The organism is Mesorhizobium sp. M4B.F.Ca.ET.017.02.2.1 (assembly GCF_003998955.1).
Classification (GTDB): Bacteria; Pseudomonadota; Alphaproteobacteria; order Rhizobiales; family Rhizobiaceae; genus Mesorhizobium; species Mesorhizobium abyssinicae.
Map to the genome: position 1 here is coordinate 1 of NZ_RZOF01000102.1, position 17,384 is coordinate 17,384.

General features: G+C 63.5%; 14 protein-coding genes and 1 pseudogene. 6 read left to right on the forward strand and 9 right to left on the reverse strand.

What is annotated here, in order from left to right:
• Positions 1 to 309: TIGR02281 family clan AA aspartic protease (locus tag EN738_RS14795; RefSeq protein WP_127284329.1), on the forward strand; the 309-nt coding region annotated here is incomplete at its 5' end.
• A 6-nt stretch (positions 310 to 315) separates the two neighbouring features.
• Here the strand turns inward: EN738_RS14795 and dusA are convergent.
• Both dusA and EN738_RS14805 read right to left on the reverse strand, forming a co-directional pair.
• Positions 316 to 1,320, reverse strand: coding sequence for a tRNA dihydrouridine(20/20a) synthase DusA (dusA, locus tag EN738_RS14800; protein WP_127284330.1), 1,005 nt, complete (start codon positions 1,318 to 1,320; stop codon positions 316 to 318).
• Between the two features lie 170 nt (positions 1,321 to 1,490).
• Positions 1,491 to 3,536, reverse strand: a complete 2,046-nt coding sequence (locus EN738_RS14805; protein ID WP_127284342.1) for a flotillin family protein — start codon at positions 3,534 to 3,536, stop codon at positions 1,491 to 1,493.
• 594 nt (positions 3,537 to 4,130) lie between these two features.
• On the opposite strand from EN738_RS14805, the gene EN738_RS14810 reads away from it, so the two are divergent.
• Positions 4,131 to 4,727: an ankyrin repeat domain-containing protein gene (locus EN738_RS14810; protein ID WP_127284331.1), complete on the forward strand. Its 597-nt coding sequence runs from the start codon at positions 4,131 to 4,133 to the stop codon at positions 4,725 to 4,727.
• Between the two features lie 13 nt (positions 4,728 to 4,740).
• Complete coding sequence (locus EN738_RS14815) at positions 4,741 to 5,241, forward strand: YHS domain-containing (seleno)protein (protein WP_127284332.1); 501 nt, start codon at positions 4,741 to 4,743, stop codon at positions 5,239 to 5,241.
• A 48-nt stretch (positions 5,242 to 5,289) separates the two neighbouring features.
• On the opposite strand, the gene EN738_RS14820 is transcribed toward EN738_RS14815, so the two are convergent.
• Both EN738_RS14820 and EN738_RS14825 read right to left on the reverse strand, forming a co-directional pair.
• The gene (locus tag EN738_RS14820) at positions 5,290 to 7,455 is read right to left on the reverse strand and encodes an adenylate/guanylate cyclase domain-containing protein (RefSeq protein WP_127284333.1); all 2,166 of its coding nucleotides are present in this window, start codon (positions 7,453 to 7,455) and stop codon (positions 5,290 to 5,292) included.
• Between the two features lie 248 nt (positions 7,456 to 7,703).
• A complete protein-coding gene (locus EN738_RS14825) occupies positions 7,704 to 8,006 on the reverse strand; it encodes a DUF982 domain-containing protein (RefSeq protein WP_127284334.1) in 303 nt (100 codons plus the stop codon).
• 351 nt (positions 8,007 to 8,357) lie between these two features.
• On the opposite strand from EN738_RS14825, the gene EN738_RS14830 reads away from it, so the two are divergent.
• Positions 8,358 to 9,815, forward strand: a complete 1,458-nt coding sequence (locus EN738_RS14830; protein ID WP_127284335.1) for an NCS1 family nucleobase:cation symporter-1 — start codon at positions 8,358 to 8,360, stop codon at positions 9,813 to 9,815.
• A gap of 78 nt (positions 9,816 to 9,893) precedes the next feature.
• On the opposite strand, the gene EN738_RS14835 is transcribed toward EN738_RS14830, so the two are convergent.
• The 5 genes from EN738_RS14835 to tpiA all read right to left on the reverse strand — a co-directional run bounded on the left by EN738_RS14835 (position 9,894) and on the right by tpiA (position 14,992).
• Positions 9,894 to 10,433 (reverse strand): DUF1697 domain-containing protein, encoded by a 540-nt coding sequence (locus EN738_RS14835; protein WP_127284336.1) that lies wholly within the window; start codon positions 10,431 to 10,433, stop codon positions 9,894 to 9,896.
• A complete protein-coding gene (locus tag EN738_RS14840) occupies positions 10,433 to 12,070 on the reverse strand; it encodes a CTP synthase (RefSeq protein WP_127284337.1) in 1,638 nt (545 codons plus the stop codon). Before EN738_RS14840 ends, EN738_RS14835 begins: the two co-directional genes overlap by 1 nt.
• A 172-nt stretch (positions 12,071 to 12,242) precedes the next feature.
• Complete coding sequence (locus tag EN738_RS14845; RefSeq protein ID WP_127284338.1) at positions 12,243 to 13,358, reverse strand: L,D-transpeptidase; 1,116 nt, start codon at positions 13,356 to 13,358, stop codon at positions 12,243 to 12,245.
• A gap of 213 nt (positions 13,359 to 13,571) precedes the next feature.
• Positions 13,572 to 14,063 (reverse strand): preprotein translocase subunit SecG, encoded by a 492-nt coding sequence (secG, locus tag EN738_RS14850; protein WP_127284339.1) that lies wholly within the window; start codon positions 14,061 to 14,063, stop codon positions 13,572 to 13,574.
• 161 nt (positions 14,064 to 14,224) lie between these two features.
• Positions 14,225 to 14,992, reverse strand: a complete 768-nt coding sequence (gene tpiA, locus EN738_RS14855) for a triose-phosphate isomerase (RefSeq protein ID WP_127284340.1) — start codon at positions 14,990 to 14,992, stop codon at positions 14,225 to 14,227.
• A 146-nt stretch (positions 14,993 to 15,138) separates the two neighbouring features.
• Here tpiA and EN738_RS14860 point away from each other — a divergent pair, with 146 nt between their 5' ends.
• Together EN738_RS14860 and EN738_RS14865 are read left to right on the forward strand one after the other, a co-directional pair.
• Positions 15,139 to 17,031, forward strand: a complete 1,893-nt coding sequence (locus EN738_RS14860) for a SurA N-terminal domain-containing protein (protein WP_127284341.1) — start codon at positions 15,139 to 15,141, stop codon at positions 17,029 to 17,031.
• Positions 17,028 to 17,384, forward strand: a pseudogene (locus tag EN738_RS14865) (anthranilate phosphoribosyltransferase); the annotation flags it as partial. The gene EN738_RS14860 and the pseudogene EN738_RS14865, both read left to right, overlap by 4 nt.

Genomic DNA, 17,384 nt, shown 5'->3' on the forward strand with positions numbered 1-17,384 from the left:
GGCGCGCGGGGGCGAGCCGTTGTCGATACCGGCGCAACCAGCATCGTGCTGACCGCGGAGGACGCCCAGGCCGCCGGCTTCAATCCGGCCACGCTCAACTTCACCATACCGGTCTCGACCGCCAACGGCATGGCGCGCGCCGCCGCCGTGAAGACCGACGAAGTGGCGATCGGCGGCATTGTGCGCAAGGACATGGCAGTGATGATCGCCGCGCCCGGCATGCTCGGCCAGAGCCTGCTCGGCATGAACTTCATCGGCTCGCTGTCGGGCTTCGACGTGCGCGGCGACCGCATGGTCCTGCGCGACTGAATGCCCTCAGGCCGCTTCGGCGGCCGTCCCGCTGAGGTCGACAGCGGCAAAGGCCGTCTTCAACACATCCGGCCCGGCGCCCGGCCTCGTCGCGTCCGTCGACAGGATCTGCCGGTAGCGGCGCGCGCCCGCCAGGCCGTGGAACAGGCCGACCATGTGGCGCGTGACGTGGCCGAGCCGCCCGCCCTTCTCGATATGGCGCGCGGCATAGGCCGCCATGGCATCGATCAGCGCGGCATAGTCGAACGCCGCGGGCGGCTCGTCGTAGAACATGGCATCGACGCCGGCCAGGATGCCCGGCGTGTGGTAGGCGACGCGGCCGAGCATGGCGCCATCGACATGGCAAAGGTGCTCGCACACCGCGTCCAGCGATTGGATGCCGCCATTGATGCCGATGAATTCATTCGGCTTTCTCACCTTGAGACGATAGACCCGACCATAGTCAAGCGGCGGGATGTCGCGGTTTTCCTTCGGGCTAAGCCCCTCCAGCCAGGCTTTGCGGGCGTGCACCCACAATGCGTCGGCGCCGGCCGCGAAAACTCCCTCGGCCAGGTCGTCGAGCGCCGGCTCCGGATCCTGCTCGTCGACGCCGATGCGGCATTTGACGGTGACGGGAATTTTCACTCTGGCCTTCATCGCCGCGACGCAGTCGGCGACAAGCACCGGGGTCTTCATCAGGCAGGCGCCGAACGTGCCTGACTGGACGCGGTCCGACGGGCAGCCGACATTGAGGTTGATCTCGTCGTAGCCGAAGGCCTCGCCGACCGCCGCCGCCTCGGCAAGCTTGCCGGGATCGGACCCGCCGAGCTGCAGCGCCACCGGATGCTCCGCCGCGTCGAAGCCGAGCAGCCGCTCGCGCGCGCCCTGGATGATCGCGTCGGCCACCACCATCTCTGTATAGAGCAGCGCCCGGCGCGTCAGTTGACGGTGGAAGAACCGGCAATGCCGATCCGTCCAGTCCATCATGGGTGCGATGGCGAGGCGCATCTTCTTGTAATCGCTGCTCTTCATATCCGGCGGTTCTCGAGTCCTCGGTCAACGAGGCGTCGCGCTCACATAAGCGATTTTGCAGCGATTTCCTACCCGGCCCCGAAGAACAAGCGTGCCCCGATCTCGACGCGGAACTCTGGATTGCGAACGGCAGAGCAAAGAATGGGCCGGTACAACCGGCCCATTCTCAATCAATCCTCCTCAACCGGAGCCGGGATCTCATCCGGTAGGTTTTGCCGTCCAACCCGGTCGGCGACGAGCATCGAAAGCATCATCTCGACAAGGCCATTGGCGCCCCCCTTCTCGCCGCCGGTTGCGCCGATCTGGATCTGCGGCACGAGCGGTAGCTTGCCATTCTCGATCGCCTCGGCGAAGCGCATGAGAACCTGCGAGTTGAGCTGATAGTCCGGTCCGCCGAAGGCCGCGACCTTCTTCTCGGTGGCCTCGGCCTCCGCCAGGCCGACAGCGCGCACCTTCTCGGCCTCCGCAAAACCGGTCGCCTTGATACGTTCGGCATCGGCAAGCGCGACAGCCTTGATCATATCGGCCTCGCCCTGGCCGGCGAGGCGCACCTTCTCGGCTTCTGCCTTGGCATTGACCTGAATGGTTTCCGCCTCCTGACGGGTGCGGGCGAGTTGCGCCTTGCCCTCGTTCTCACTGATCTCGATGGTAAGTGCCGACGTCGTGATCTTGGCTTGCTGTTCGGCAAGCGCCTCCTTCTCTCGCAACGTGCGTTCCTGAGTGGCCGCCCTCTCCTGCAATTTATAAGTCTCGACCTTTTCGACTGCGATCTGGCGGTCGCGCAGCTGGATCAGGATCTGCTCTATGCTGTTCTGGTCATTGGCGGCACGGGGCGTGCCAATCAACACTTCCTGCAGCTCGAGGCTGTAGGAATTGAATTTTTCGCGCATCTCCTCGCCGGATTTGCGCTGGATATCGCTACGCTCCTGCAAAAGCTGGATCAGCGTCTTTGTCTGGGCGATATTCTTGAAATAGGCAGAAACCATCGGGTCGAGCGTCTGTTCGACCAGCCGCTTGATGTCGCCGAAACGCTGCACCACGAGCGGCGCCTTCATATAGTCGATATGCACGACGACGGAGAGCGGCAGCACAGGCTCGAACGCATCCTTGGTGATCAACGAGACTTCAGACAGGTTCTCGTCCAGCCTGTGTTCGCCAAACTGCTCCTTCGTCCATTTGAGCACGAAGTTGGTGGTCGGCACGGTGACGATATTGCCGGCATAGGTATTGAACGCATACTTGCCCGGCAGCAGCGGTGTCGACCAGACACCGCGTGCGCCGACTTCGACCAGTTCGCCGTGACGGTATGCCTGCCCGGATATATCGGCGCCGTGGCGGCCGTTATAGGAGACGACGACACCCACCGTTCCAACGTCAATGATTGTCTTCTCGACCAGTTCGACGGTCGCGAAAATGCGATTGAGGAAGTAGCTGCCGTCGGCCAGCACCTGCAACTGCCGGCCACGGTAGCCACCGGCATTGAGAAACTTCTCCGGGTCCTGAAAATTGTTGTGGAAGTTCGGGTCGTTCGGATCGTTGGCGACGGTCGGTGCGATGATCTCGCCGTCCGGCAGGGCCGGACCATCATGGATGGTGACGATGCCGATCATGTCCTCGGCATTGTGGATGACGACCGGCTCAAAGCCGCCCCGCTCCGAGATCACGCTGGACATATTGGCAAAAAGATTTTGTTCCGACGGGCTCAGATTGACGGCATGGATCGACTGGGCGGTCAGCACGATGAATTGCGCGAGATTGATGGCATAGGTGCCTTCACGCAAGATCTTGCGTTGCGGTCCTTTCTGCCCGCCTTTTTCGAGAAAGCCGCGCACATCCTGGAAATCATCGGCGTCGGTGTTGGAAGCAAGTGTCTGCGTCGGAGGCAGCGGCTTGCCATCACGGGCAAAGACATAGCCGATCTGACCCTGCGGGATGGTGACAAGATTGGCGCGATGAATCGAATATTGGAACGGCATGAAGAAATGGAGGCCACCGCGCACGACTTCCGGCTGGTAACCTGCCTCACGGTTGAGCGCGATGAAGCCATTGCTGACGGAACCGCGAAAACTCCATAGTTTTTCCAAGATGCCGAGCCTGTCGTTTGGGATGTAGCGGACCACGCCGCTCCGCCAGAACAGGATTGCCAGCACGATGACCGGCACGGCTATCTCGATTGCCGTCCATGTCATCGGCTCGAGATATTGTAGGGCTTCCATCTCTTCTCTCCTATGGGGCGCGCGGGTTCGTTCACCCGAGGGCCACCCGGTTGGTGTTTGTTGATGAAGCGGGGAGATCGCGCACCGGCACGCTCGACGCACTAAGGGCTTGTCGAACGTTTGGGCTGCTCATTGTATGGGAAAATGACCGCGCATCCCGAGTCCCCAAGTACGGGAGGCGTGGCCGTGAGCGATGTTACATCGGTGTTGCCTTGATAGACATAACAATAAATGACGTAGGTATCGCACCTACAGGTTTAAAGATACTCCGCGCGGGAATCGTATAAGTTATTTCCAACGCTTTCGCTATTTCGAAAGCGTGGTGGTTGCTTTTACAGTTACCAAAAGCGCGAAATGGCGTTCTTACGGGTTAGCCGCCCGCCCCCGGATCCGACTGGCTGGGCCGGCTGCAAGGGAGGAGCGAGCGCGGAACGGGAACATGTCTTCGGCTAGCTTCCAGCAGCGAGTGAACTTGGAAGTCGCAACCGTGGGAGCGCCCTTGTCTTCCGTCTCAGTTAGCGGTCCGCCCGTCCCTCGAAGGGCTACCCAGGTGAACGGCCGCATGATATTTTAGGCGCCTCTAAAGGACAGGCGATGCGCGGCTTGTTTGCAATGGTCGGTCTGGCTTTCGCGGTTGTGACGGCTGCGGCAGACCCGTTGTTCGATGCCGTTGCCGCAGGAGATCCCAGCGCCGCCAAGGAGGCTTTGGCCGCCGGCACTCCCGTCGACAGTCGCGCGCGCGACCAGGCAACGCCCCTCATCAATGCTGCGCTTGGCGATCAGCCGGCGATCGCCGAATTGCTGATCGCCAAGGGCGCCGACGTTATGGCGCGCAATTCCGGTGGCTTCACGCCCCTTCATGCCGCAGCCTATTCCGGCAGCCTGCCTGTTGCCAAACTCCTGCTCGACCGTGGCGCCGTGCTCGACGACGCGGCCAACAAGGCAGGCGTCACGCCTATGATGGTGGCGGGTGAGGAAAACCATCTGGAGGTGGTCGAGTTCCTCATCTCCAAGGGCGCTGACGTCGCCCATCCCGAGGTCCACGGCTACGCGCCGATCAGCCGCGCCTTCTGGAAGGGCAACTTGGAGATCGTTCGCCTCTACAAGCGCCACGGCGCCGCTTGCCAGAAGCCTGAAGTCATCAAGGATACAGAAGAGAACTACAAACGGTGCATGGACATTCACGATTGATGGGAGACGCGCGATGTACGTGGCAGACGCAAGCAGATCTCTGAGCAACCTTATCCTGGCGGGCGCACTAGCCTTCTCGGTTGTCGGCGCGGCCCCCGCGCATGCCGACGGCTCGGTGAACACCGGCTACTTCGGCGGCGTGGCCATCATGGGCTATGATCCGGTCGCCTATTTCACCGACGGCAAGGCGGTCAAAGGTTCGGAGAAAATCGCTTATGACTGGCTCGGCACACCGTGGAATTTCGCGAGCGACGAGCACCGCAAGATGTTCATGAGCGAGCCTGTCAAATATGCTCCGCAATATGGCGGCTATTGCGTGGGCGAGGTTTCGCTAGAATCGGTGACGGTCAACGTCGATCCCGAGGCGTTCAAGATCATCGACGGCAAGCTCTACCTAGCCTACGACAAGCCTGACATGGAAAATATCGCCGCCCACGCCGACGACGTTTTGCCAAAAGCGGAAGCTGCTTGGCCGGCCGTCAAGGCAAGGCTGGAGCGAGACCAGATCAATTGATCCGACCGCTCGGGCGCTTTGATGTCTCCGCCCTAAAGTGTGCGGCGCTTAGTCGAGCGGCGAGAAGTGAAAAACGACGCGCGAGTTCACGAAGCTGAACGCGAACTCGCCTTGGCGCCTATAGATCGGGCCGCAATCCGGTCGCCCAAATGCGTTTTCGCTTTGCTCGCAAAGCAGATCCTCTTTAACGGATATCGTCTCGGTAATGAATTGAGCGGTAGAGCGGAAGGCCGCCTGGCCGTCATTGCCGATCTGCATGATTGCCGGCCGGGGCCCCGGCTCCGCGACGCCCTTCAGCGTGTGGCCGATGACCAGGGCGCTGATGTCCTCACCTTTAAGCCGATCGCTCTCGTCGCCCTTGAAGGCATAGGGCCATTCCGGCAGACCCGCCTGCTTCAACGCGCCGATCAGGGTTTCCAAATCCTGCGGATTGCGAAAATGCCATCCCATCCTGATTGCGGCGATAGAGTCGTTGTTGGGAAGAAGTCGCAGGCCCTGGGCCACCGCCGCCCGCGCGTCTGCGATGCGGCCGGTCTGAGCATAGGCGGCGCCGAGCGAGACCAGGATGTTGCCGACCCCAGGCGCTTCGTCGCGAGCGCGCTCCAGCGCCGCCACCGCGCGTTTGCCATCGCCGTTGAAGAAAAAGACTGTGCCGGCGATCTGGCGGTTGATCGGCGACATGTCGGGGTCGAGCCGCAATGCCGTTTCGACAGCCGCGGCGGCTTCCGGAAACTTGCCGTCGAATAGGAAGACGTATCCGAGCGCGACCTGCGCTTCAACGTCGCCCGGTCCGAGCGCCACGGCCCGCCGGGCCGACTCGATCGCTTCGTCGAAGCGCCGGTCCACGCTCTGCAGGATGGCAAGCATCGCGTAGGGCAGCGACAGATCGGGATTGAGCTGCAGGGCTCGCCCCGCGCTCTCATAGGCGCGCTTTCGCGCCGGGGCGGACTGCAGCACGTCGTCATAGGCATTGCGCCAGACATAGACGGCAGTGCGCGCATCGGCGGCGAATGCCGCCGCGAACGAAGGATCCAGCGCGACCGCCTTTGCATAGAAGTCCAGTGCGTCGCGCATGCCCGGCGGGCGGCCGGTGAAGGCAGCGTGCTCGCCGCGCAGGTAGTAGTCATACGCCTCGAGATTGGCGGTGGGCGGGCGCTCCATCCTCTTGGTTTCCACCGCCGAGGGCTCGACGTCGAGCGCGGCGACGATTTCCTTGCGCATCTCATCCTGGACAGCGAACGTTTCGGCCGCGCGCCGGTCGAAACGGTCGGCCCACACATGCTCGCCGTTTGCCGTATCGATCAACTGAGCGTTGATCCGGATCAGGTCACCCGTCGGCCTGACGCTGCCCTCGACGAGGAAGTCGACGCCGAGTTCGCGCCTGACGTCGGCGAGATTGGGCGGCTTGCCCTTGTAAGCCGCGACCGAGTTGCCGGCGATCACGTCGAGGCCCGAAAGTTTAGCGAGGTCGGTGATCAGGTCCTCGGTTATGCCCTCAGCGAGATAGTCCTGCGCAGGGTCGCCGCTCAAATTGGAGAACGGCAATACCGCGACGGAAGGCCGTTGCGGCGCCCGCAGCCACTGCCAGGAAATGACGGTGCCGGCAACCGCGGCGGCAACGAGCAGCGCCGCACCCGTCGCCAGGATCGCCGGCCGAAGCGGGCGGCGCGGGCCGCTCAGAACCTTGCCCGCCTTCGAAGGTTCGAGGAGAATCCGATAGACGCGGACAGGGTCGGCGATGTTCTTCAGCCGCTGCTCGCCAAGGCTGGCGAAGCCGACGTCGCATTTGTGCACGGCGTGGTCGAAGGCCGTGCCAGAGATGCAGACGCCGCCGGGCTCGGCCTGCGCTTCCAACCGCGCGGCGATGTTGACCCCGTCACCATAGAGGTCTTCACCCTCGACAATGATGTCGCCGAGGTTGACACCGATGCGAAAGCGGATGAGCCGGTCGTCCGCGATACCCTTGTCACGCTCGGCCATCTTGCGCTGGATGTCGGCCGCGCATTGCACCGCATCGACGACGCTGCCAAATTCGACCAGCGCACCGTCGCCCATAAGCTTGATCATACGGCCGTGATGCCGGGCGATCGATGGATCGATCAACTCACGGCGACAGGCCTTGAGCCGCTCCAGCGTGCCGACCTCGTCCTCGCCCATCAGCCGGCTGTAGCCGACTACATCGGCCGCAAATATGGCAGTTAGCCGCCGCTCCATGCGTCGCCTGTGCTCCGTTGAGGCGCGTGATGGGTCACCCGACGCACTCTACAACGGCAACCGTCGCAACGCACCCGGTCCGAGTGGAGTTGGCTACACGGGACTGAAGGTGATCCGCTTTGGCCCGGGGCGGCAGTCACTTGGTCCGGCCGGTCCGGGCCCTAGCCGATTCTTCTTTCGCTAGCTGACGCAGAGCCGCGGTCCGCGCCGCTATGGCGCGAACCTCGACAGTTCTGGAGTTAGAGCGGCTAGCGCCGCAAGGCGTAGACGTTGTCCATCGCCTCGCCGCCGAGCGGCATGGCCATCTCGTCGTCGAGGAGGCGTGTGATGCGGGCAAAGCCGGTAAAAGCTTTCCTTGCCTCCTCGGCCGACATGTTGCCGGCCATGGCGGCGGAGCAGCAGTTCAGGGCGCATTGATAGACCGGTCCGCGCCGACCTGCTGGCCATTTCCGCAAAAACACCATCGCTTCGGCGACGCTGTCTACTTCTTCTACGGGGTAGCCTTGCCCGGGCAGAATCCGCACGGGCGTAAAGAAATGCAAGCGATCCATCGTTTTCCTCCCGGCGATCGCGGTGCACAGAACCTCATTAAACACCCGGTGGGCCATTTGGTTCCACAAAAAAGCGGATGCGCGGCAAAAAAAATTCAACCGGACCGGATGCCCGGGATTTCGACCGTCAGGCAATCGATCCACGGGTGACCCGGACTGAGATCCGCTTTGCCGACTCAGGAGCGAAATGTCGATGATGGGCCGCGGTGCGCATGCGTGATAAGCGCGATTCTCGTTGAATGTCTTTAAGGTCAAAGCCGGCAAATGGTTTGCTTGCCGGTTCCCCTGCGTCAGGCTTAACCTCGCCGAATTAACGCGTGAGGGCGCGTTTTGCAAAAGGGGACACTTGCAATGACGATACAAGGCGCATCGCCCGACCTTTACAACGAGGACCTCGCTCCTGCGAAAGTACGCAACTGGGGGCCGTTCTCGATCTTCAACGTCTGGACGTCCGACGTCCACAGTCTGTGGGGCTACTATCTGGCGGCCGGCCTGTTCCTGTTCTGCGGCGGCTTCGTCAATTTCATCATCGCCATCGGCATCGGCTCGCTGATCATCTACGCGCTGATGAACATGGTAGGTTATGCCGGGGTGAAGACCGGCGTGCCCTACCCCGTTCTCGCCCGCGCCTCCTTCGGCATCTGGGGCGCCAACATTCCGGCGCTGGTGCGCGCAATCGTCGCCTGCTTCTGGTACGGCGCGCAGACGGCCGCCGCCTCCGGCGCCATCGTGGCGCTGCTGACGCGCCTGCAATGGTTCGACGAGTTCAACAAGACCTCGCACCTTCTCGGCCACTCCACCCTGGAAGTGATCTGCTTCGTCGTCATCTGGGCGTTGCAGCTCTTGATCATCCAGAAAGGCATGGAAACGGTGCGCCGCTTCCAGGACTGGGCCGGCCCCGCGGTCTGGGTGATGATGCTTCTCCTGGCCATCTATCTCTGCGTGAAGTCAGGCAGCTTCGCCTTCACCAGCGACATCCCGATGGATGTGCTGCGCGAAAAAACCGCCGATGCCGGCATCCCCGGCGATCCCGGCTCCTGGACAGCGCTCTTCGGCGTCGCGGCGATCTGGGTCACCTACTTCTCGGCGCTCTATCTCAACTTCTGCGACTTCGCCCGCTACGCGCCCGACAATGCGGCGCTGCGCAAGGGCAACATCTGGGGCCTGCCGGTCAATTTGATCCTGTTCTCGCTCGTCGCCGGCGTCACCACGATCGCCGCCTACGATGTCTACCACGAGGTGCTGCTCCATCCCGACCAGATCTCGGCCAAGTTCGACAGCTGGTTCCTGGCAGCCCTTGCCGCCCTCACCTTCGCGGTGGCGACGCTCGGCATCAATGTGGTGGCGAATTTCGTCTCGCCGGCCTTCGACTTCTCCAACGTCTTCCCGCGCCAGATCGACTTCAAGAAGGGCGGCTACATCGCGGCCGTGATCGCGCTGGTGCTCTACCCCTTCGCGCCCTGGGAAGGCAGCGCCGCGCACTTCGTCGGCATCATCGGCGCGACGATGGGACCGATCTTCGGCGTGATGATGGTCGATTACTACCTGATCCGGAAGGGCGAGGTCGACGTCGAGGCGCTCTACCGCGAAGACGGTGAGTTCCGCTTCCAAAGCGGCTGGCATGTCAACGCCTTCATCGCCGCCGGCATCGGCGCCATCTTCTCCTCGATCCTGCCCAACTTCACCAACTGGCTGCCGTCCTGGTGGGGCGTCTATGGCTGGTTCTTCGGTGTGGCGATCGCGGGCGCCGTCTACTACGTGCTGCGCACCATGGCGCTTGGCGCAGGGGCAAAGACGGCGAAGGCTTGAAATAAGGCAGTAGGCAGTAGGGCTTAGGCAATAGAGAATACCCCTACTGCCTACTGCCTACTGCCTACTGCCTACTGCCTACTGCCCAACCATCTCCGCCAGCCTGCGCACCGTGTTCCAGTTGCGCGAAGTACCTATGCCCATGCGCTTGTGATTGCTCGCCGCCAGCAGCCGTGAGCTTGGTCGCTCGCGCGAAAAGACGAGCCAGATGTCGCCGCCGACCGAAAGCACCTTTTCATCGTCGGCGGCATAGGCATCGAGCGCCGCGACGGCGTCCGCCGGCGCAGGCTTGCGCATGACGCGCACCGCGACCTGATCGCCGGCATCGGCGGACTCGGCCGGGAACGGATTGCCGCTCGCGAGCTTCAGCCAGTCCTCGGCGCGGCGCACGATGATATCGACATGGCGGCCGAAGGTCTTTTCGAACGCTGCTTCCAGCCGTTGTTCGAGATCGGCGATCTTGGCCGCCCGCGCGTCGAAGACCAGGTTGCCCGTCGCCACCAGCGTCCGGACATTCTTCAGGCCGATGCTCTCCGCCATCGCCTTGAGGTCGGACATGACGAGGCGTCGCCCCTCGCCCAGGATGATGCTGTAGAGCAGCGCGACGTAGGTCCGCATCAAACGAGGCGCGACTGGTCCACCGCGGCCGAGATGAAGCTCGCGAACAGCGGATGCGGTTCGAGCGGCCGGCTCTTCAATTCAGGGTGATACTGCACGCCGATGAACCAGGGATGGTCGGGGTATTCGACCGTTTCCGGCAACACGCCGTCGGGCGACATGCCGGCAAAGACCAGGCCGCAATCCTCGAGCCGCTGCTTGTAGTCGATATTGACCTCGTAGCGGTGCCGGTGGCGTTCGGAAATCTGGGTGTCGCCGTAGATCTCGGCAATCTTGGAACCCTTGCTCAGCTCTGCCTGATAGGCGCCGAGCCGCATCGTGCCGCCGAGATCGCCGGTCGCCCTGCGCTTCTCCAGCATGTTGCCCTTCAGCCATTCGGTCATCAGGCCAACGACAGGCTCCTCGGTCGGGCCGAACTCGGTCGAGGAGGCGTGCTCGACGCCGGCCAGCGAACGCGCCGCCTCGATGCAGGCCATCTGCATGCCGAAGCAGATGCCGAAATAAGGCACCTTGCGCTCGCGCGCGAACTTCGCCGCCAGGATCTTGCCTTCCGAACCGCGCTCGCCGAAGCCGCCGGGAACGAGGATGCCATGCACCTTCTCCAGCCAGGGCGTCGGGTCTTCCTTTTCGAAGATCTCGCTCTCGATCCAGTCGAGCTTGACCTTGACGCGGTTGGCGAGGCCGCCATGCGAAAGCGCCTCGATCAGCGATTTGTAGGCGTCTTTGAGGCCGGTGTATTTGCCGACAATGGCGATCGTCACCTCGCCTTCCGGATTGTGGATGCGGTTGGAGAGCGCCTGCCAGGGCTCCATGCGCGGCTTTGGCGCCGGGTCGATGCCGAAGGCGGCAAGCACCTCCGAATCGAGCCCCTCCTTGTGATAGGCCATCGGCACGTCATAGATGTGCGGCACGTCGAGCGCCTGGATAACGGCGCTTTCGCGCACGTTGCAGAACAGCGACAGCTTGCGGCGCTCTTCTTTTGGAATGGGCCGGTCGGCGCGCACCAGAAGGATGTCGGGCGCAATGCCGATGCCGCGCAGTTCCTTGACCGAATGCTGCGTTGGCTTGGTCTTCAGTTCGCCGGCGGTCGGGATGTACGGCATCAAGGTCAGATGGACATAGACCGCGTTGTTGCGCGGCAGGTCGTTGCCGAGCTGGCGGATCGCCTCCAGGAACGGCATCGCCTCGATGTCGCCGACCGTGCCGCCGATCTCGCACAGCACGAAGTCGTAGTCGTCATTGCCCTCGAGGACGAAATGCTTGATCTCGTCGGTGACGTGCGGAATGACCTGCACGGTCGCGCCGAGATAGTCGCCGCGCCGCTCGCGCTCGATGATGTTCTTGTAGATGCGGCCGGTGGTGATGTTGTCCTGCTGGTTGGCCGAGCGGCCGGTGAAGCGCTCATAGTGGCCAAGGTCGAGGTCGGTTTCCGCCCCGTCGTCGGTGACGAACACCTCGCCGTGCTGGTACGGCGACATCGTGCCGGGATCGACATTGAGATAGGGATCGAGCTTTTTGATGCGCGCGCGATAGCCGCGCGCATGCAGGAGAGCCCCAAGAGCTGCCGCAGCAATGCCTTTTCCGAGTGAGGAAACCACGCCGCCAGTGATGAATACATATCGCGCCATGGGAGTCATCGCTTAACGCGGCCGGATTGATTCCGCCAGAGAAAAAACCGCCGCGAAGGCTTTTTCCCAAGAAGGCGCGACGCCCCGAAGGGCAAGAAATGTTGCAGTCAAAACAAAAGGGCCGGCTGGGCCGGCCCTTTCGGCATGATGGGTGGAGGCCTCAGATAATAACGCCTGGTTGTTATATAATAACAACCTTGGTGCCGACCTTGACCCGGCTGTAGAGGTCCATGACGTGCTCGTTGATCATGCGGAAGCAGCCATTGGAGGCGCTGGTTCCGATCGACTGCGGCGCGATGGTGCCGTGGATGCGCAGATGCGTGTCCTTCTTGCCGTCATAGAGATAGATGGCGCGCGCGCCGAGCGGATTCTCACCGCCGCCGGGCATGCCGTCCTTGTACTGGCCATAGTGCTTGGGCTCGCGCTTCTGCATGTCGAGCGTCGGGATCCAGCGCGGCCATTCCTGCTTGTCGCCGACAGCGACCGTCCCCTTGAACTGCAAGCCTTCGCGGCCGACGGCGATCGCATAGCGTCGCGCCGTGCTCGACGATTCGACGAGATAGAGACGGCGGGCGCTGGTGTCGATGACGATGGTGCCGGCGGGGTAGCCGCTGAACTCGACGTCCTGCGGCACGAACTCCGGCTTCACCTTGAACGGCCGCTTGGCGTCCTTCTTGGCGAGAGCCGAATCAAGTGCGCGCGTTTTGGGCAGATAGCTGATCGATGACGACGACGAACCGCCGAACAGGCCTGCAAACAGGCCGCCGCTTGCCGGCTTCTGGCCAGGAGCCTCGCTGCGCAGCTCGCCATTGTTGCCGGTCAGCGCGACGTTCATCGCCTCGGCCGGCATCGGCTCGGCCGACTGGATCGGTTCGACAGCGGCGATCGGCTCGATGATCTTGACCGTCTTCTTGCCTGTCTTGGCATCGGCCACTTTCGTCTCGGCCGACTGGCCCTTCTTCGCCAGCCATTCCTGCCGGGCAGCGTCCGCCTTGGCCTTGGCTGCGTCGCGCATCGCCAGCTTGCGGGCTTCCAGCGCCTTGGTCTTGGCGGCTTCCTTGTCGGCCGCGATCTTGTCCTCGAGCTTGCTGATCTGAGCGAGATCGGCTGGCGTCGGGTTCTTCTTCTTCTTGAGAAGCTTCAGCTGCGATGCGTCGCTTTTGACGGCGACATTGATGGCGCTGGTAATCTCGACTGACGGCGATGCGGCTATGTTTGCCGGCGTGCCGGCGAAGGCTGCGGACCCCATGCCGAGCACGGCAAGGAATCCCAAGAAAATGAAGCTGCGAAGCTGCATGGCGAAGATCCGATCGTGTAATGCTTTGTTGCCACGGCGTCGCCCGGCGTCCCCCAAGGACGCCGAAAGTGCCGCGCGCAATGTATAATCGATCTGGCCGAGCCGCCTCAAGCGGGCCGTCGGCCTACGCCCGGTTGAATCTTCGTGAATGTGCGGCATTTGCCGCGACTGTGTTCAAACGACAACAGATCGCGGCCGGATAAGCTTGTCCGGCTACTGGTTCGGAACCTGCGGGGTGACCGGCAAGGTGACGCCATTGGCCGCCGGCGGCGTGGCCGGATTCGCGGGTGCCGGTGCAGGCGCAGGCGCCGTCGTCGCGGCGCCGTTGCCCGACGAGGGCGGCGTCGCCGATCCGCTGGCGGGTGCCGCCGGCGCCGTCGAGGTCGACGGAGCGGCCGGCGCGTTGCCCGGCAGCTGGTCGAGCACGCCCTTGCCGGCGTTGCTGGACGACGCCGGGACGCGATCGAGGATGTCGATCGGCTTTTCGCCGTAGCGCGCGACGAGCGACAGAGTGAGCGAGGTGGCGAAGAAGGCCGCTGCCAGGATCGCCGTTGCCCGCGTCAATGCATTGGCGGCGCCACGCGCCGTCATAAAACCGGAACCGCCACCGATGCCGAGACCGCCGCCCTCGGAGCGCTGCAGCAGCACCACGCCGACGAGCGCGAGCACGACCATAAGGTGAATGACGATCAGTACGGTTTCCATAATTTATCCTGGCAAGGCCTTGCGCGGCCGCGGATACGACCGGTGATTTGGAGGCGGCTCCTTACAATGCTTTGATGGCATTTCCAAGCCCGTGGCCGGAATATGGGGAGCAATGCGGCCTTTGCAACGATTTCGGCCGCGCCGGCCAGTCGGCCCCGCGGCTAGGAGATATTCAGATAGGCCTCGGCGATGCCGAGAAAATCCGCCGCCTTCAGGCTGGCGCCGCCGACCAGCGCGCCGTCGACATTGGCCACGCCGAGCAGTTCGACAGCGTTGGACGGCTTGACCGAGCCGCCATAGAGGATACGCATCTTCGCCGCCGCGCCGCCGAGCAGCTCCGTCAGCTTGGCGCGGATATGCGCATGCGCATCGGCGACATCGTCAGCGGTCGGCGTCAGGCCGGTGCCGATCGCCCAGACAGGTTCGTAGGCAATGACCGTGTTGGCCGCCGTGGCGCTGGTCGGCACCGACCCGGCGATCTGGCGCGACAGCACGTCGAGCGTCGTGCCCGCCTCGCGTTCAGCCCTTGTCTCGCCGATGCAGATGATGGCCACCAGCCCGGCCCGCCACGCCGCGGACGCCTTGGCGTGAATGGTGGCGTCGTCCTCGCTGAGGTCGGCGCGGCATTCGGAATGGCCGACTATGACGTGGCTGGCGCCGGCGTCCTTCAGCATCTCGGCTGAAATGCGCCCGGTATAGGCGCCGCTCTCCTTGGGATGGCAATCCTCGCCGCCGGCCCGGACCGGGGTGCGCGACAGGATTTCGGCCGCGTGCGACAGCAAGGTCGCGGGCACGCAGACCAGCGCCTCGGTCTCGGCGTCGAGCCCGCTCATGAAGCCGTTGCCGATCATCCTCAGCTCATTGAGCGAGGCGCTGGTGCCGTTCATTTTCCAGTTGCCGGCGACGAGCGGGCGGATTCCAGGCGTCATGAGCTTTGCTTTCTCCAGGCGATATTCGGCTTCCGCCCTCACTATCAAAATCAGGCCACAAAGCAATCGACAGTGGGCCGGAAGGGCGCTATTGCGCTTGTTTCAGACTCGGGCGCACGCAAAATGCGCAAAAATCGGAAGTAGGCATGCTTGGTATCTTGAGAAACGCGGCGGGCACCTGGGTCGCGAAGGCGTTGCTGTCCTTGCTGGTGATCAGCTTTGCCGTGTGGGGTATTTCGGGGCGTCTGTCAGGAACTTTGGGCGGCCATCATTCCGTGATCACCGCCGGCGGCACGACAGTTTCGATCAACGAGTACCGCCTCGCCTATGACCGCCAGATCAGCGTCATGTCGCAGCAGTTCGGCCAGCGCATCACGCACGAGCAGGCGAAGGCGCTCGGCATCGACAACCAGGTGCTGGCGCAGCTCGTCTCGGGCGCCGTGCTCGACGAGCAGGCCCGCAAGCTCGGCCTCGGCCTCTCCAAGGACCGGCTTGCCGAGCTGACGCGCGAGGACCCGGCCTTCAAGGGCCCGAGCGGCCAGTTCGACCGCAGGACGTTCGAATATCTGCTGCGTCAGGTCGGCATGCGGCCCGAAGACTATCTGAAGAACCGCTCCCAGGTGGCGGTGCGCCAGCAGATCGTCGAGGCGGTTTCGGACGGCCTCAAGGCGCCGCAAACCTTCCTCAAGGCGGTCGCGCTCTATCGCGGCGAGGACCGCACCATCGACTATCTGACGTTGCCGAAGACGCTGGTCGAACCGATCGAGGCGCCGGCCGACAGCGCGCTCCAGACCTATTTCGATGCCAACAAGAAGACCTACGCCGCGCCCGCATACCGCAAGTTCTCCTATGTCAGGCTCGAGCCGCAGGACATCATGGATCCGACCGCGGTGACCGATCAGCAGATCAGCGACGACTACAACAAGAACAAGGGGCGCTACACGACGCCGGAGATGCGCACCATCGAGCAGCTGGTGTTCAAGACGTCGGATGCAGCCAAGGCCGCGTTCGATTCGCTGAAGGCGGGCGCGACCTTCGACAAGCTCGTCACCGCCGAGGGCAAGACCCAGGCAGACACGCTGCTCGGCACGCTTGCCAAGGACAAGATCGCCGACAAGGCGGTGGCCGAAGCGGCCTTCAAGCTCGCCGCCAATGAGGTCAGCCCCGTCGTCCAGGGCGCTTTCGGCCCGGTGCTCCTGCGCGTCACCGAGGTCAAGCCGGAGGTGGTGAAGCCGCTGGCCGAAGTCTCCGACCAGATCCGCAAGGACCTGGCGCTCGGCGAGGCAAGCCGCATCCTGCTCGACGTGCACGACAGTTACGAGGACACGCGCGCTTCGGGCAGTTCGCTCGCCGACGCCGCCGCCAAGCTGAAGCTCAAGGTCGTCACCATCGACGCGATCGACCGCACCGGCCAGCGTCCCGACGAGACCATCGTCAAGGACCTGCCGGAATCGGCGGACCTGATCAAGGCGGTGTTCGCCGCCGAGCCCGGCACCGAGAATGAGGGCCTGACCACCGCCGACAATGGCTTCGTCTTCTACGAAGTCGGATCGATCACGCCGGCGCGCGACCGCACGCTGGACGAGGTTCGCCAGAAGGTGGTGGCCGACTGGACGGCGGCTGAAACGGAAAAGCGGCTCGACGCCAAGGCGCAGGAGCTGGAAAAGCGCCTCAAGGCAGGCACCACGCTCGACGTGATCGCCGGCGAATTGAAGCTCGAGAAGCAGACCAAGCGCGGCCTGAAGCGCGAAGCCGATGACGCCGATTTCGGCAAGGAAGGCGCCGCCGAAATGTTCGGCGTCGGCGAAGGCGGCACCGGGCTGATCCCCTCGCCCACCGGCGACGGCCAGATTCTCTACAAGGTGGCCGAAGTGTTCGAGCCGGCCGGCGCCGATGGCAGCTCCGTGCCCGACGACGCGCAGAAATCCTTCACCGCCGGCATGTCGGACGACCTGCTCGACCAGTTGGTGGCGCAGTTGCAGACGCAATACGACGTCCGCATCGACCCGGCCGCGGTTTCCCAGGCGCAGGCCCGATGAGTGCGCTGAAGACCCATATCGCCAAGGTCGCCGCCGGCACTCCTCTTTCGTTTGAGGAGGCGCGCGAGGCGTTCGACATCATCATGTCGGGCGACGCAACGCCCGGTCAGATCGGCGGCTTCCTGATGGCGCTGCGCGTGCGCGGCGAGTCGGTGAGCGAGATTTCCGGCGCCGTCGCCACGATGCGCGCCAAGATGCTGCGCGTCGAGGCTCCGCACGGCGCCATCGATATCGTCGGCACCGGCGGCGACAATTCGCACAGCGTCAACATCTCGACGGGATCGGCATTCGTCATTGCAGCGAGCGGCGTGCCGGTGGCCAAGCACGGCAATCGCGGCCTGTCCTCATTGACC